11 protein-coding genes are annotated in these 16,550 nt (G+C 63.2%); 9 read left to right on the plus strand and 2 right to left on the minus strand.

What is annotated here, in order from left to right; all coding sequences use genetic code 11:
* Positions 1-59: 59 nt before the first annotated feature.
* The 7 genes from ACT6VE_RS20740 to ACT6VE_RS20770 all read left to right on the plus strand — a co-directional run bounded on the left by ACT6VE_RS20740 (position 60) and on the right by ACT6VE_RS20770 (position 6,855).
* A complete protein-coding gene (locus tag ACT6VE_RS20740) occupies positions 60-1,463 on the plus strand; it encodes an FAD-binding oxidoreductase (RefSeq protein ID WP_444800333.1) in 1,404 nt (467 codons plus the stop codon).
* A gap of 24 nt (positions 1,464-1,487) precedes the next feature.
* On the plus strand, positions 1,488-2,276 hold the full coding sequence (locus ACT6VE_RS20745) for an SDR family oxidoreductase (RefSeq protein WP_444800334.1): 789 nt from the start codon (positions 1,488-1,490) through the stop codon (positions 2,274-2,276).
* Positions 2,277-2,418: 142 nt separating this feature from the next.
* Positions 2,419-3,711, plus strand: a complete 1,293-nt coding sequence (locus ACT6VE_RS20750; protein WP_444800335.1) for an Hsp70 family protein — start codon at positions 2,419-2,421, stop codon at positions 3,709-3,711.
* A gap of 55 nt (positions 3,712-3,766) precedes the next feature.
* The gene (locus ACT6VE_RS20755) at positions 3,767-4,627 is read left to right on the plus strand and encodes a uracil-DNA glycosylase (RefSeq protein ID WP_444800336.1); all 861 of its coding nucleotides are present in this window, start codon (positions 3,767-3,769) and stop codon (positions 4,625-4,627) included.
* A 212-nt stretch (positions 4,628-4,839) separates the two neighbouring features.
* The gene (locus ACT6VE_RS20760; protein ID WP_444800337.1) at positions 4,840-5,016 is read left to right on the plus strand and encodes a hypothetical protein; all 177 of its coding nucleotides are present in this window, start codon (positions 4,840-4,842) and stop codon (positions 5,014-5,016) included.
* Positions 5,017-5,045: 29 nt separating this feature from the next.
* The gene (locus ACT6VE_RS20765; protein ID WP_444800338.1) at positions 5,046-5,189 is read left to right on the plus strand and encodes a hypothetical protein; all 144 of its coding nucleotides are present in this window, start codon (positions 5,046-5,048) and stop codon (positions 5,187-5,189) included.
* Positions 5,190-5,574: 385 nt separating this feature from the next.
* Positions 5,575-6,855 (plus strand): MFS transporter, encoded by a 1,281-nt coding sequence (locus ACT6VE_RS20770; RefSeq protein ID WP_444800339.1) that lies wholly within the window; start codon positions 5,575-5,577, stop codon positions 6,853-6,855.
* A gap of 43 nt (positions 6,856-6,898) precedes the next feature.
* Here ACT6VE_RS20770 and ACT6VE_RS20775 read toward each other — a convergent pair whose 3' ends face one another.
* Positions 6,899-7,837, minus strand: coding sequence for a DMT family transporter (locus tag ACT6VE_RS20775; protein WP_444800340.1), 939 nt, complete (start codon positions 7,835-7,837; stop codon positions 6,899-6,901).
* A gap of 323 nt (positions 7,838-8,160) precedes the next feature.
* On the opposite strand from ACT6VE_RS20775, the gene pepN reads away from it, so the two are divergent.
* Together pepN and ACT6VE_RS20785 are read left to right on the plus strand one after the other, a co-directional pair.
* Entirely contained in the window at positions 8,161-10,809 is a 2,649-nt protein-coding gene (pepN, locus tag ACT6VE_RS20780; RefSeq protein ID WP_444800341.1) for an aminopeptidase N, read from the plus strand.
* 192 nt (positions 10,810-11,001) lie between these two features.
* Positions 11,002-13,350: a PAS domain-containing sensor histidine kinase gene (locus ACT6VE_RS20785; protein WP_444800342.1), complete on the plus strand. Its 2,349-nt coding sequence runs from the start codon at positions 11,002-11,004 to the stop codon at positions 13,348-13,350.
* 238 nt (positions 13,351-13,588) lie between these two features.
* Here the strand turns inward: ACT6VE_RS20785 and ACT6VE_RS20790 are convergent, their stop codons facing one another.
* Positions 13,589-16,543, minus strand: coding sequence for a bifunctional [glutamine synthetase] adenylyltransferase/[glutamine synthetase]-adenylyl-L-tyrosine phosphorylase (locus ACT6VE_RS20790; protein WP_444800343.1), 2,955 nt, complete (start codon positions 16,541-16,543; stop codon positions 13,589-13,591).
* Positions 16,544-16,550: the final 7 nt, after the last annotated feature.

Genomic DNA, 16,550 nt, shown 5'->3' on the forward strand with positions numbered 1-16,550 from the left:
TTCCGCCCGCATGCAGGAATAGGCATTTGAGCTATCCAGCCGCCAGAGGATCACCAGCCATGTCCGAGATTATCCGATCGCTCCAGCGTGATTTGAACCATTTCGGCGAGGATCTTCACCTTATCGGAAGCGAGCGATTGGGTAACCGGCATCCCGGCGAGCACCGCGACAATTTTGGCGCCGGCGTCATGGCTGAGCCGGCAACGCCGGAAGCGGCGGCGGCCGTTGTGCGCTGGTGCCTCGAACACAATGTGCCCATCGTGCCGCAAGGCGGCCGCACCGGCCTCGTCGGTGGCGGCATCAGCCGGCCGGGCGACCTCATCCTCTCCACCGCCCGACTGAACCGCATCGAGGCGATCGATCCCCTCGCCCGTACGGTGACCGTTGGCGCGGGCGTCACGTTGCAAGCGCTTCAGGAGGCGACGGCTGAGGTTGGCCTTGTCCCCGGCATCGACCTTGCGGCACGCGGAAGTGCGACGATCGGCGGCATGATCGCCACCAATGCCGGCGGCATCCTCGCCTTCCGCAATGGCGTGATGCGCCACCAGGTTCTTGGCATCGAGGCGGTGATGCCGAACGGCACGCTGTTCAGCGATCTCACGCGCGTGCTGAAAGTAAGCGCCGGGCCGGATATCAAGCAGTTGCTCATCGGCTCGGAAGGCGCCTACGGCTTCGTTACCCGCGCCGTGCTGAAGCTCGAAAGTTTCAACCCGATGCGCGCCACAGCGCTCGTCGGCGTCCGGGATGCCACCTCGGCGCTTGCCCTCATCGCCCATTTCCGGGCGCAGCCGGCCTTGCAGCTCGAAGGCGCGGAGCTGATGTGGCAGCGCTATCTGCGTGACAGCGCGGCGGAAAAGGGGTTTGATGTCGACTGGCTGGAGGGCGATACGCCCGCAGTCCTGCTGATGGAGGTTTCCGCCGACAGCGAGGCGGAGGCGCGCGCAGCCCTGGAAGAAGGCCTCGCGGCGCTCTGGGAGGAACAGGGATTGTCGAGCGGCATCGTCGCCGCTTCGCTTGAACAGGCCCGCCGCTTCTGGGCGTTGCGCGAGGACAGCGACTTCATGTACCGGCATTTTCCGGCTGCCCCCTCCTTCGACGTCTCCGTGCCGCCCGGCGCGCTCGACGCCTATGTGACGGGTCTCAGGTCACGGCTGAAGGCGATAGACGTGAGCTTCGACGCTTATGTCTACGGCCATATCGCCGACGGCAATCTGCATATTTCCGTCATTGGCGATGGTGTCGCGGGTGCCGCATTCAAGGAACCGATCGAAGACGCCGTCTATTCCGGCGTTGCGGAACTCGGCGGCAGCTTTTCTGCCGAGCACGGGGTGGGCACGGAAAAGCGTCGTGCCTATCTTACCTATGGCAATCCTGCGCGCCGTGCCGTGGCGCGGGCCATCAAGGCGGCGCTCGACCCAAAAAACCTGTTCAATCCGGGCAAGGTGCCCTACTGCGCCGACTGAGCGCAACATAAGGACGACATCACTATGGATCTCGGCATTGCCGGCAAACGCGCCCTCATTCTCGCCTCTTCCCGCGGCCTCGGCAAAGGTATCGCGGTTGCCCTTGCCCGTGAGGGTGCGCAGGTGCTGCTCTGCGGCCGCAGTGCCGAGACGCTGCAAGCCAATTGTGATGCCATCAATGCGGAAGGGTTGGGCCGCGCCGACTGGGTACAGGCGGACCTCGGCGATGACGGCTTCGTCGAGACCCTCGTCAAGGCGGTCCAGGAAAAGCTTGGTGGCATCGATATCCTCGTCAACAATTCCGGCGGGCCGACGCCGGGCTCGACCGAGGACATGAGCGAGGAGAAGCTCGCCACCTATTTTCACTCCATGGTGCTCAGGATCATCACGCTGACCAACCGGCTGCTGCCCGGCATGAAGGCACAGGGTTGGGGTCGCATCCTGACCGTTGCCTCTTCCGGCGTCATCGAGCCGATCCCCGGCCTCGCGCTGTCCAACACGCTGCGCCCGGCACTGGCCGGCTGGTCGAAGACGCTGGCAACCGAAGTCGCGCAATATGGCGTCAACAGCAACATGCTGCTGCCCGGCAGCATCATGACCGACCGGCTGAAAAGCCTCGACGCTGCCGCAGCCGAGCGCAGCGGCGAGAGCGTGGACGAGGTCCGTGCGGCCTCGGAAAGGGCCATTCCGGCCCGGCGCTACGGCACCGTCGAGGAATTTGCGGCGACGGCCGCCTTCCTGTGCAGTGCGCCGGCGAGCTACGTCACGGGCAGCCTTGTCCGTTGCGACGGCGGGGCGGCGCGGTCGGTCTAAAAGCCGCCCTTCCCCTTGCCATTCTCCATGCCCTGTGCCATCTGGCGCGCTCTCAAATTTTCGGGTGCGCGCTAGCGCGCCCTTTCGCGCGGAGCCTCTCGCTCCGGTTCAACACATTTTGGCGATCACAAGGGGCACGGCGATGGCACGCGCACTCGGGCTCGATTTCGGCACGACGAACACGGTTATGGCGCTCGCGGCGGGCGGCAGCGAAACACAATCGATGCACTTCACCAGCAGCGTCGGCGAGACCGACACGATGCGCACGACGCTGTCCTTCATGAAGGATCCGCTCGTCGGCGCGCAGGCGCTGAAAGTCGAAGCGGGACAGGCGGCCATCCGCCAGTTCATCGACAATCCCGGCGACTGCCGCTTCCTGCAATCGATCAAGACCTTTGCGGCAAGTGCCCTCTTCCAGGGCACGCTGATCTATGCACGCCGGCACGCCTTCGACGACCTGATGGAAATTTTTCTGCGCCGTTTGAAGGCCTATGCCGGGGATGAATGGCCGGCAGACGTATCGCGGGTGATTGCCGGGCGACCGGTGCAGTTTGCCGGCGCAAGCCCCAACCCGGCGCTGGCGCTCGAGCGCTACAACGCGGCGCTGACACGGCTGGGCTTTCCGGAAATCCACTATGTCTACGAGCCCGTTGCGGCGGCCTACTATTTCGCCCAGACGCTGAAGAGCGACGCCACGGTGCTCGTTGCCGATTTCGGCGGCGGCACGACGGACTATTCGCTGATCCGTTTCGAGCGGCAGGCGGGCCGGCTGTCGGCGACACCGATCGGCCATTCGGGCGTCGGCATTGCCGGCGATCACTTCGATTCCCGCATGATCGAACATCTTGTCGCGCCGGAAATCGGCAAGGGGTCCCACTTCAAGAGCTTCGACAAGGTGCTGGAAGTGCCGTCAGGCTACTATGCCAATTTCGCCCGCTGGAACCAGCTGTCGATTTTCAAGACGACGCGCGAATTCACCGACCTCAAGTCGCTGGTGCGCTCGGCGCTGGAGCCGGAAAAGCTGGAACTCTTCATCGAGCTCGTCGAGCATGACGAGGGTTACCCGCTGTATCAGGCGATCTCGGCCGCCAAGATGGCGCTGTCGGCGACGGACGAGGCGGAGTTCAACTTCCCGCCGCTCGGAGCCGCCGGCCGCAAGATGGTCAAGCGCAGCGATTTCGAGCGCTGGATCGCGCCCGACCTCGCACGCATCGAGGGTGCGCTCGACGAGGTGCTGGAAAAGACCAACACGGCACCGGGCGAAATCGACAAGGTGTTCCTGACCGGCGGCACTTCCTTCGTGCCGGCAGTGCGCGACATCTTTTCCCGTCGTTTCGATGCAGGCAAGATCGAGAGCGGCGGGGAACTTCTTTCCATCGCGCACGGTCTTGCGCTCATCGGCGAAAGCGACGACGTCGCGACGTGGGCAGCGTGAGCGCTTGACGCAAAACGGCTTCGCACTTTTGCCGGGATTGTTCTAAGGTGCGATCATGAACGCCGCCAGAGACCTCCACCCCGAGCAGCTTCGTTCGCTTCTGCATTTCTATGCGGATGCGGGCGTGGAATGGCTGCTGGAGGAGGAACCGGTCGATCGCTTTGCCGAATTCGAGGCGATGCGTGCAGCACGGGGTGCGCCGGCGCAGCCGGAGACGGTCTCCGCTCCGCAGCAACCGGCGCGGCAGGCACCCGTGCGCCAGGAGCAGCCGCGCCCTGCGGCCCTTGCTCCCATGCCGAATGTCGCGATTCCGGATGGCCAGGCAGTGGCCGAGGCCGAGTTTGCGGCGAGCAGCGCGCGCTCGCTGGACGAATTGCGCACGGCGATGGAAGCCTTCAACGGCTGCAACCTCAAGACCAGCGCCCGCTGCCTCGTGTTTGCCGAGGGCAATGCAAAGCCGTCCATCATGGTCGTCGGCGCCATGCCGAATGCCGAGGACGACCGCGACGGCCAGCCCTTCTCCGGCCGGCAGGGTGCTATCCTCGACCGCATGCTTGGCGGTATCGGACTTGCCCGCACAGACCTGCTGATCACCAATGTCGTTCCATGGCGGCCGCCGGGCAATCGCCCGCCGTCGCAACGCGAGGCGGATATCTGCCGGCCCTTCATCGAGCGGCAGATCGCGCTTGCCGAGCCGAATCACCTTCTCGTTCTCGGCAATTTCGCCGCGCGATTCCTGTTCCGCTCGAACGATACGATCCATCAACTGCGCGGTGAATGGCGGGAAATCGATGTTTCCGGGCGTGCCATTCCGGCATTTGCGACCCTGCATCCGCAAGACCTGGTGACAGCGGCGATCAGCAAGCGTCTCGCCTGGCAGGACCTGCTTGCTTTTCGTGCAGGGCTCAAAGGCTAAGCGACCGGTCCATATTCAACGTTTTCAGGGACTTGGCTTTTACGGCGTGATTCCCTGAATTGGTTTCGCCGCAAACCTGCCTCAAGCATGAACAAATTGTTTCAACAGCCATGTGAATTGCACATATCTGCCGGGTAGAATGTCGCATTGCAAAATCAATGCTGCGGCGCAATATATGAAAACGGGAGGGATAGGATTTAAGGAATCGACCCATGACCGCCCGCTTTCGGCCCATTCATTCGAGCTTCGAGACGCTCCGCCACTCCGGTCTTCGCGCCGGGCACGGCTTCGGCAGCATCGCTGCCCGGGCCAACGAGCAGCTCACGGCCACGGGCTTTGCCCGTATCAGCCGCCCCGTTCAGCTCTTCTCCGAGTTCATCACGCGCTGAGCACGCGCCAACGATTCAAGGAGCAAGCCATGACCAAGATCCGTAAACTGATCTCTGACATTGCCGATATTCGCGCCGCCGTGAACGCGGCCCGGGAATATTCCGTGCTGGCCTCGCTGCCGCGCGATTCCGTCCAGCGCCGCGACCCGCTCAAGGCCTTCCTGCCGAACTGAGGTTCGGCCGCGGCTTTGAAACCGGCTACCGCCGTGATACTATCTTCATCGTGAGGAGGTGAGACGCCTTTCTCCGGTGGAGACCGGGCCGAAGCCCGATCTCCGTTTTGTTATCGGCTTACTGTCAGCGTCAGGCGCCAACCGAACAGTCTGACAATAACCGAAACCCGGATTCTCAAACGTCTCACCTCCTTTCGTTTTGTCGGGTCTACACCCGACATGCGTTCATATCACAACTTTTTCGGGAACTTCTCTCGTTCCCCTATTCTCTTGAAAAATCTTCTTGGTTACGCCAACCGCTGTCGCAGTAGACAGCGCGCCGCCGCCGCAATAGAGCGACACTCCGAAACAGAATGCGCAATCTGCGCCCTCTTCCGGAGCCTCCATGCTGGCGAGCCTTGTCTCCATCCTGAGCCTGATGTTGTCCACCCTATTGATGATGGTGGCGTTCGGCCTGCAGAGTTATGTCGTGCCGGTGCGGGCGGTGGCGGAAGGCTGGTCGACGCAGACGATCGCGATGATCGCGACGGGCTACACGATCGGGTTCACGCTTTCCTGCATCGTCACACCGAAATTCGTGCTGCTTGTCGGCCATGTGCGGGTCTTCGTGGCGCTGATCACGCTGCTTGCCATCGCGATCCTGCTTTGCGCGCTCGTCGTCGACTGGCGGGCCTGGATGCTGTTTCGCGCCATTTCCGGCTTCGCCATTTCCGGAAGTTACCTCATCATTGAAAGCTGGCTGAACGAACGCACGACCAATGAGAACCGTGGCTCGGTCTTCTCGATCTACCTGATAACAACGATGGTCGGCACGATAGGCGGGCAGTATCTCGTGCCGCTCGGCGATCCGTCCAACACCTCGCTGTTCATTCTTTGCGGCATCATCTTCTCCGTAGCACTTCTGCCGACCGCCCTCACCTCCTCGCCGCTCCCCGCCCCGCCGACGCAGGCGCGCTTCGACATTCCAAAACTCTATCGGCGATCGCCCGTCGCCGTCGTCGGCGCGTTTCTTGCCGGTGCGCTTTCCGGCGCCTGGCTCAATCTCGGCGGTGTGTTCACGCAGCGCACGGGCCTGTCGACCGCGGAAGGTGCCACGCTGCTCGCCTGCGTGCTGCTCGGCAGCGCGCTCTCGCAAATTCCGATCGGCCGCGCCTCTGACCGCATGGACCGTCGCCTCGTCATGGTCGTCTGCGGCATTGTCGGCACCGTTTCCTGCATCGTGATGGCGATGGTGGCCGGCGGGCCGCCGGTGCTGCTTTATGCGGGCGCGGCTTTCGTCGGTTCGGTCATCTTCCCGATCTACGCACTGAACGTGGCGCATGCGAACGACCGTGCCCAGCCGAACGAGTATGTCGAGGTCTCCTCGGGCATGATGATCGTCTATGGCTTCGGCACGATTTCCGGCCCGTTGATGGTCGGTCCCATCATGGATCGCTTCGGGCCTGGCTCGTTGTTTGCAGTACTGGCGGTTTATTTTGCGCTCTACGGCGCCTATGCCGCCTGGCGCATCAGCCGGCGCGAAGCCAATGACGGCCTCGTCAGCAAGACGGATTATCAGGCCATGTCGGCCCAGCCGCTCGGCGCCGATGCGGCGGCCGCCGCCCTCCAGCCGGATGCTGTGACGGACGAACGGGTCGAAGACACGACGACGCCGGAGTGGCGTTAATTCCAGGCGCAGAATCGCTTCGCACTTTTGCTGGGATAGCTTTTTACCCTTGCGGCAGCTTGTGTCGAAGCTCCGCGCGGCGCTTCAGGTTGAGCTGGTGCTCGCGGAAGATCACGAAGATGCCGGCGCTGACGACAATGGCGGTGCCGATCAGCATGGGGCCGGTGGGCACGTCGCCGAAGAGGAAATAGCCGATGATAAGGCCGAGCACGATCGACGTGTATTCGAACGGCGCGATGGTGGACACGTCGGCATAACGGTAGCTCGACGTCAGCAAGATCTGGGCGATGCCGCCGCAAAAGCCGGCAAGCACCATCAGGCCCAATGCCTGCCAGCTCAGAGCGATCCAGCCGAACGGCAGCGTGCCAAGCGAGAAGATCGAGGCGAACAGCGAGAAATAGAGCACGATCGTCGGTGTACGCTCGGTCTGCACCAGCTTGCGCACCAGCACCATCGCAAAGGAGCCGAGCACGGCAAAAGCCATCATGGCCAGCACGCCCATGGCCTCCGACGAGCCGAGGCCCCCGTTGCGCAAGAGCGTGAGACGCGGCCAGCTGATGATGGCAACGCCCAGCAAGCCGACAAGGACCGCCGACCAGCGATAGATGCCGACCTTTTCCTTGAGGAAGACCGCGGCGACGACCACGGTGACGAGCGGCAGGGCATAACCGAGCGCGATCGATTCCGGCAACGGCAGATGTATGAGGCCGTAGAAGCCGAAGCCCATGGAGAGAATGCCGATGAAGCCGCGCTTCAAATGCCCGAAGATGTCGTTGGTGCGGAAGGCATCGCGCAGCTGACCATGCATGCCGAGAAACACGAGGATCGGCACCATGGCGAAGGCAGAGCGCAGAAAGGTGATCTGCCCTGCCGGAAGATCCTTGCCGGCAGCCTTGATGAGCGCCGACATGCAGAGGAAGATCACCACCGAGGCGACCTTGAGAAAAATCCCCTTCATGGGATCGGAAGACTGCGTGTCCATGCGGAACTCATCATGGCCGGGAAGCCATGGCAACAGATTTCAGGGAGACCGGAGAACCGATTCAGAGAGCTGCAACTCTAGCGCGGTTGATGGCCGGATGGGATGAATTCTGGTGATGCATCGCGGATAATTTTGATCGGAGACGCGGGAGAGACGGCCGTGCCGACATGGCACAAATTTGTGATTTCCCGATCTCCACGGAAATGAGATGTTAAGCGAATACGCATATCTATTCGTGGAACTTGGGGGCAGACCGTCCCGGCGATCCATCGTTCCATGCACAAGGGGAACGGGAACCGGACGGCAAAGAGCAGGACACATCCATGCGGACTGAGAACGGCCAGATCATCCACCTGGCGGACTATCGCCAGACTGACTTCGTTCTCGAGCGCGTCGATCTGACCTTCGAACTGGACCCGACGGAGACCAAGGTCGAGGCCCGCCTGATCTTCCATCGCCGCGACGGCGTCGATCCCGCTGCCCCGCTCGTTCTCGACGGCGACGAACTGACGATGACGGGCCTGCTCTTCGACCAGTTGGAGCTGGATGCTGGCCGCTACGACGCCACGCCCGACAGCCTGACCATCCGCGACCTGCCGGCAAGCGAGCCCTTCGAGATCACCATCACCACGATGATCAATCCCGAGGCCAACACCCAGCTGATGGGCCTCTACCGCACGAACGGCGTCTACTGCACCCAGTGCGAGGCGGAAGGTTTTCGGCGCATCACCTATTTCCCGGACCGGCCGGACGTGCTGGCCGTCTACACGGTCAACATCATCGCCGACAAGGCGAGCTGCCCTCTCCTGCTGTCCAACGGCAACTTCCTCGGCGGCGCCGGTTATGGCGAAGGCAAACATTTTGCCGCCTGGTTCGATCCGCACCCGAAGCCGTCCTACCTGTTCGCGCTCGTCGCCGGTGATCTCGGCGTCGTGGAGGACACGTTCACGACGATGTCCGACCGCGAGGTCACGCTGAAGATCTATGTCGAGCACGGCAAGGAGCCGCGCGCGGCCTATGCGATGGACGCGCTGAAGCGCTCCATGAAATGGGACGAAGAGGTGTTCGGCCGCGAATACGATCTCGACATCTTCATGATCGTCGCCGTCTCCGACTTCAACATGGGCGCCATGGAGAACAAGGGGCTCAACGTCTTCAACGACAAATACGTGCTCGCCGACCCGGAAATCGCGACCGACCAGGACTACGCGAATATCGAGGCGATCATCGCGCATGAATATTTCCACAACTGGACCGGCAACCGCGTCACCTGCCGCGACTGGTTCCAGCTCTGCCTGAAGGAAGGCCTGACGGTCTATCGCGACCACGAATTTTCCGCCGACCAGCGCTCGCGCGCCGTCAAGCGCATCGCAGAAGTGCGGCACCTGAAGTCGGAGCAGTTTCCGGAGGATGCCGGCCCGCTCGCCCATCCGGTGCGCCCGACGAAATACCGCGAAATCAACAACTTCTATACGACGACCGTCTACGAAAAAGGCTCCGAGGTGACGCGCATGATCGCGACCATCGTCGGCCGCGACGGCTTCAAGAAGGGTATGGACCTCTATTTCGAACGGCACGATGGCGACGCCGCTACGATCGAGGATTTCGTAAAGTGCTTCGAAGAGGCGAACGGCGTCGATCTCGGCCAGTTCTCGCTCTGGTACCATCAGGCCGGCACGCCGCTCGTCAGCGTTTCGTCGAGCTATGACCAGGCGAAGGGTGAGTTCACACTGTCGCTCGAGCAGATGATCCCGCCAACGCCGGGCCAGAGCGCGAAGGAGCCGATGCACATCCCGCTGCGCTTCGGCCTGATCTCCGCCGACGGGTCCGAAGCCACGCCGAGCGCTATCAGCGGTGCGGATGTGACCGGCGATGTGCTGCATCTCAAGCAGCGCCGCCAGACGGTCACCTTCTCCGGCATCGCCTCGCGCCCGGTCGTTTCGCTCAACCGCAGTTTTTCGGCGCCAATCAACCTGCATTTCGAGCAGGCGCCCGCCGACCTCGCCCATATCGCCCGCTATGATGCCGACCTCTTCGCGCGCTGGCAGGCGCTCAACGATCTGGCGCTGCCGAACCTCGTCGCGGCAGCACGCAGCGCACGGGCTGGCGAGCCGGTCGAGACGAATGCGGTTCTTGCCGATACGCTGATCGCAATCGCCGGCGATGAGACGCTGGAGCCTGCCTTCCGGGCACAGGCGCTCGCCCTGCCCTCCGAATCCGACATTGCCCGCGAACTCGGCAGCAACAACGATCCCGACGCCATCCGCGCCGGGCGCGAAGAGGTGCTCGCCTTTGTGGCGAAGCGTGGTCCGGCCGTCTTCGCCACACTTTTCGAACGCCACCAGCTGCAAGGCGCCTTCACGCCGGATGCCGCTGGTGCTGGCCATCGCGCGCTGCGCAATGCGGCACTCGCCTATCTGGCCGTCGCCGACGGCACGCCGGCCCGCGCCGCGGAGGCCTTTGCTGCGGCCGACAACATGACCGATCTGAGTGCTGCACTGACCGTTCTCGCGCACCGCTTCCCGGATGCGCCGGAGACCGCAAGCGCGCTGGAAACCTTCCGTGCCCGCTTTGCCGACAATGCGCTGGTCATCGACAAGTGGTTCTCCATCCAGTCGACCATTCCGGGCGACGGGGCGCTGGCACGCGTCAAGGCGCTGATGACGAGCCCGCACTTCAACAAGTCGAACCCGAACCGCATGCGCGCCCTCGTCGGCACCTATGCCTTCTCGAACCCGACCGGCTTCAACCGGGCGGACGGCGAAGGCTACCGTTTCCTTGCCGACCAGATTATCGAGATCGACCCGAAGAACCCGCAGCTCGCCGCCCGTATCCTGACGTCCATGCGCTCCTGGCGTGCGCTTGAGGACGTGCGCTCGGATCACGCGCGCAATGCGTTGCGGACGATTGCGGCGGGTGAAAAACTCTCCTCCGACGTTTCGGATATTGTCGAGCGAATGCTAAAGGGCTGATATCCCGAAAATTCAATGATTCCGGGCGCTTCGGCGCCCGTTTTCGTTGCGGCATACAAGTTCGCACCGACGAGATATGGTTAAGAAAGTTTTACCTTTTCCTCTGGACAAGCCGAATCACAATTGATTCATTAGGGCAGATTCGGGCGAGCGGCGCGCCGAATCGCGAGAGGCTTACAAGGTTTGAAGATTATGGCGGACGCGCAACGAGGACGCGCAGCCGGCGGGTGGACTCGTCTCAAATTTCCGGGAATGGCGGCCTGGGGACAAGAGGCGACGGGGCAGGCGAAGATTTTCGCCGGGCCTGCCGCGCGGCATTTGACACGGGCCGAGCCCGTGCTCAAGCGATCGATACCGATCCTGATCATTGCCTTCCTGTTCGTGGTGGCCATCTCGCGGATGGTCGGCATCATGGTCGAGCACGACCGGATGGACACGAGCGTCAAGGACACGACCTCGCTGACGGCCATGGCCGTTGGCGCCGTTTTCTCCGGCACTATGGCGGACAGCCTTACCAAGTCCGACCGCATGGCGGTCGAGGCAGCGCTGTCCCTCAACATTCCGCAGGATCGCCTGCAGCCGGGCGGGCTGGTGCTGTTCGTCGAGGAGAAGGGGCACGTTTTCGGTGCCTCGCTGGCGGCGGCGCGCTATGTCGGCCAGTCCCTTGCACGCTTCTCGCCGGAACTCGCGGCAACGCAATATTTCGGTGAACCGGCAGGCGTCTTCCGCACCCGCATCGGCGGGCAGGACTATTATGCATCGCTCGTTCAGATGCCCAAGAAAGGTGGCTTCGTCATCGTCGCCAATCCGCTCGGCCAGCTTGCCGTGTTCTGGCGCGACGAGGTGGCATTGAACGTCACGCTGTTTGCCGGCATCTCGGCGATCCTGCTGGTCATTCTCTATGCCTATTACATCCAGGCGAAGCGGGCGCGCGATGCGGACGCGATCTTCGCGGAATCAAACCTGCGCGTGGAAACGGCGCTGGCCCGCGGCCGTTGCGGCCTCTGGGACTTCGATCTCTCGAGCCGCCGGCTGTTCTGGTCGCGCTCCATGTATGAAATGCTCGGCATGCCGCCGCGCGACAGCGTGCTGTCCTTCGGCGATGCAGCGCGTCTGATGCATCCCGATGACGACGGCATCTATCAGGTGGCCCGTGCGGTTGCCCGCGGCGAAGCCAAGCAGGTGGAACAGGTCTTCCGCATGCGTCATGCCGATGGCCATTATGTCTGGCTGCGTGCCCGTGCGCAGGTCATCCGCATGGCCTCCGGCCGCATGCACATCATCGGCATCGCGATGGACGTGACGGAGCAGCACCGGCTTGCCCAGCGCTACCAGGAGGCCGACCAGCGCCTTGCGGACGCCATCGAATGCACCTCCGAGGCCTTCGTGCTGTGGGACAAGAACGACCGTCTCGTCATGTGCAATGCGCACTACCAGCAGGCCTACGGTCTTCCCGACGACGTGCTCGTGCCCGGCACCGATCGCGCGACGGTGCATGCCGCCGCCGCCCGCCCGGTCATCGAGCGGCGCATCGCGGATGCGGATGGCGCGGGCATGTCGCAGACGAGCGAAGTCCAGCTTGCCGACGAGCGCTGGCTGCAGATCAACGAACGGCGCACCCGCGACGGCGGCCTTGTTTCCGTCGGCACCGACATCACGATGATGAAGCGCCACCAGGTGCGGCTGCGCGAATCCGAACGCCGACTGATGGCAACCATCGGCGATCTTTCGGCGTCCCGCGCCAAGCTGGAGCGGCAGAAGGCTGAACTTTCCGTGGCCAACGCGAACTACCAGGCGGAGAAGGACCGCGCCGAGGCGGCAAACCGCGCCAAATCGGAATTCCTCGCCAACATGTCGCATGAGCTGCGCACACCGCTCAACGCCATCCTCGGCTTCTCCGAGATCCTGCAGAACCAGATGTTCGGCCCAATCGGCTCGGACAAATATCGCGAATACTCCTGCGACATCCACGAGAGCGGCAAACATCTGCTCAACGTCATCAGCGACATTCTCGACATGTCGAAGATCGAGGCCGGCCATATGCGCATCAGCTGCGAAACCGTCGATCTGGCACCGCTGATCGAGGAGACGCTGCGCCTCACCATGCTGCAAGCGGAGAAGAAGTTCATCCGGGTGCAGCAAATCTGCCCACAGAATTTGCTCACCATCGCGGACCGCCGCGCGATGAAGCAGATCCTGCTGAACCTGCTGTCAAACGCCATGAAGTTCACCAATGCCGGCGGCAAGGTGGAGGTGCGGGCGCGCAAAGTGGACGGCGCCGTCACGCTGACGATCGCCGATACCGGCATTGGCATTCCGAAATCGGCACTCCAGAAGATCGGCCAGCCCTTCGAGCAGGTGCAGAGCCAATATGCCAAGAGCAAGGGCGGCTCCGGCCTCGGGCTCGCCATCTCCCGCTCGCTGGCCCATCTGCATGGCGGCGCAATGCGCATTCGCTCCGTCGAAGGCAAGGGCACGATCATCTCCGTACGTATCCCCGACCGGGAACGGCTTGCCGCACTGCATCTGGCGGCGGCCTGACGGATCTTGCGCGATGAAAGCCGGGGCATCCGTCCTCGGCTTTTGCGTTACAGTAGCCTGTGCGTTCGCCGCATGGATGAGCTATCGCCAGGGTCGAGACGTCAGCGAGGTACTCCCCGTACCCCCGTCATGATGAGACCTGCCAACTCAATTGCTCAGACGTGCAAGAGGTCCCACGCCAAGGCATTGTACGTGGCTTCGCGAGACAACGGTCGCAGTTAAAGGACACCGGGGCCGATTACGACTTTGCGACGAGGGCTTGAAATATCTTGCGCACCGCCTTCGCCCGCTGCTTGAGGTCTGCCTCGAGCGCCCGGATATCCGGGCTGTCCCCGGCCCGGCAGACGAGGTCGATAAGGCCCGCCGGCGCCTCTTTCGGATCGAAGCCGCCATCGACGCATAGGCGCACGATCTGTGAAATCTCCGTATAGAGGGAGAGCGCCTTCTGCACCGTTTCGAGGTCGTTCGGATCCATCATCGCCCCGCCGAGCACGGCGAGCGCCTCCCCTGTCGGCATCGCCCGCTTCGGCTGTGGCACGCCGCGCGCCGGGGCCAGCAGCGCGAGGAACTGCGCGATGAATTCGATGTCGATCAGCCCACCCGGGATGAGTTTTAGGTCCCAGACATCCTTCGGCGGCTTTTCCTGGTCGATCAGGCTGCGCATCTCCGCGACGTCCTTGGCAATCTTCGCCGGCTCGCGCTTTCGGCGCAGAACCGCACGGAAAATGTCGTCGGCCTCCTTCATGAGGCTCTCGTCGCCGCAGAGCACGCGGGCACGCGTCAAGGCCATGTGCTCCCACGTCCAGGCCTCTTCCGTCTGGTACTTGGCAAACGACGTGATGCGCGTTGCGACCGGCCCCTTGTTGCCGGAGGGGCGCAGACGCATGTCCACCTCATAGAGCACGCCTTCCGCCGTCGGCGCCGAAAGCGCGGCGATCAGGCGCTGGGTGATGCGGGTAAAGTATTTCATGTTGTCGAGCGGCTTGGGACCATCCGATTCAAAGGCGTCGCTGTCGTGGTCGTAGAGCAGGATCAGGTCGATGTCCGAGCCGGCGGTCAGTTCGAAGCTGCCGAGCTTGCCCATGCCGACCAGCACCACGCACCCGCCCGGGAATTTTCCATGCGCGGTCTCGATTTCCTCCAGCACGGCCTTGAGTGCCGCGGCGACGATGAGGTCGGCGACATGCGTCAGTGCGCGCGCGGCCTGCTTGCCGGTGATCGCACCGGTCAGCAGGCGAATGCCGATGAGGAAGCGCTGTTCGGCGGCGATGATGCGCAGGCGGTCGAGGATTTCCTCATAGTGCCGGGCGCCGGAGACGAAGCCCTCGATGCGTTCGGAGAGATAGGCGCGCGTCGGCAGTTCGGCGAGCAGGCCGGGATCCAGCATGCCGTCGAAGACATGGGGCTTTGCCGCAATCACCTCGGCGAGGCGCGGCGCCGATGACATGATGTTGACGATGAGGGAAAGCAGCGCCGGATTGTTGCCGAGCAGCGAGAAGAGCTGGATGCCCGCCGGCAGGCCGGAAATGAAGCTGTCGAAGCGCAGCAGCGCCTCGTCGGCCCGCTTGCTCTCGCCGAAGACGCGCAGCAATTGCGGCGTCAGCTCCGTCAGCCGCTCGCGTGCTTCGACGGATTGCGTGGCGCGGTAGCGACCGTAGTGCCAGGTGCGGATCGTGCGGGAAATGTCTGCGGGACGCTCGAAACCGAGGCGCTTCAGCGTTTCCAGCGTGTCCGGATCGTCCTTCTGGCCGGTAAAGACGAGATTGCCGGTCTCGGAGGAGAGCTTCGCCTCCTGCTCGAAGAGCGCCGCATAACGGCGCTCGACGGTCTTCAGCACGGAAACGAGTTTTGCAGAAAAGCCGGCCGTATCCTCGAAGCCCATCATGAAGGCGATACGCTTCAGCTCGGCCTCGGTTTCCGGCAACAAATGGGTCTGTTCGTCACGCACCATCTGGATACGATGCTCGACGTCGCGCAGGAACCAGTAGGCCTCGGTCAGTTCCCTGGCCGTGCCCTTGTCGATCCAGTTCGCCTTTGCAAGTTCCTGCAGCATCGGCTCGGTGGCGCGCAGGCGCAGTGCCGGCACGCGGCCGCCGGCAATGAGCTGCTGCGTCTGCACGAAGAACTCGATCTCGCGGATGCCGCCGCGACCGAGCTTGACGTTGTGTCCCTTGACGGCGATCTCGCCATGCCCCTTGTGCACATGGATCTGGCGCTTGATCGAATGAATGTCGGCGATCGCCGCATAGTCGAGATATTTGCGGAAGACGAAGGGCGTCAGGCCCTTGAGGAACGCCGCGCCGGCCGCGAGATCACCGGCAATCGGCTTGGCCTTGATGAAGGCGGCGCGCTCCCAGTTCTGCCCGCGGCTCTCATAGTAGAGCATGGCCGAATCGAAGGAGATGGCGAGCGGCGTGGCGCCCGGATCGGGCCGCAGGCGCAGATCCGTGCGGAAGACGTAGCCGTCTGCCGTGCGCTCCTGCATGATGCGGATCAGTCGGCGCACCAGGCGGGAAAACGTCTCGACCGCTTCCATCGGATCGACCGCGATATCCGCCATCGGATCGAAGAAGACGACGAGATCGATGTCGGAGGAATAGTTGAGCTCCGCCGCCCCAAGCTTGCCCATGCCGAGCACGATGAGGCCCGACTTTTCGCTGGGATGTGCCGGGTCCGGCAGTTTCAGCTTGCCGCTTTCATGCGTCGACAGCAGCAGATAGTCGAAAGCGGCCGAGGTCGCCGCCTCGGCGAGGTCGGTGAGAAGTGCCGTGGTTTTCCGTGCGTCAAATATGCGGGCAAGGTCGGCGAGCGCTGTGAGGAAGGCGACCTCACGCTTGGCGACGCGCAGGCGGGTCATCAGCACCGCCTCCGTCACCTCGCCGCCCTCCGTCTTCCAGGCGTTGCGGGCGCGCGCGATCGCGTCCTCGATCATCGGCAGGATCGGCGCTTCGAGCGCGCGGGCAAGCAGGCCGGGATCGATGCGCGCGGTATCACGCAGATAGGGAGAGAGCGAAAACGCCGCGACCAGGAAGTCCTTGAGGGGTTCGTTCCCGCCGAGCAGTTTGGCAATGGCGGGCTGTTCCTTGCCCCAGTCCTTGAGGTCGGACAGGACCGATTTGACTTCCGTCTGGCTCAGGGGCCGGATCGGAGAGGTCGAAAGATCGGAAAACCGCGTCGTTTCCGTCACGCTCATGATGCCT

It is taken from the genome of Shinella sp., from assembly GCF_052438155.1.
Lineage (GTDB): Bacteria > Pseudomonadota > Alphaproteobacteria > Rhizobiales > Rhizobiaceae > Shinella.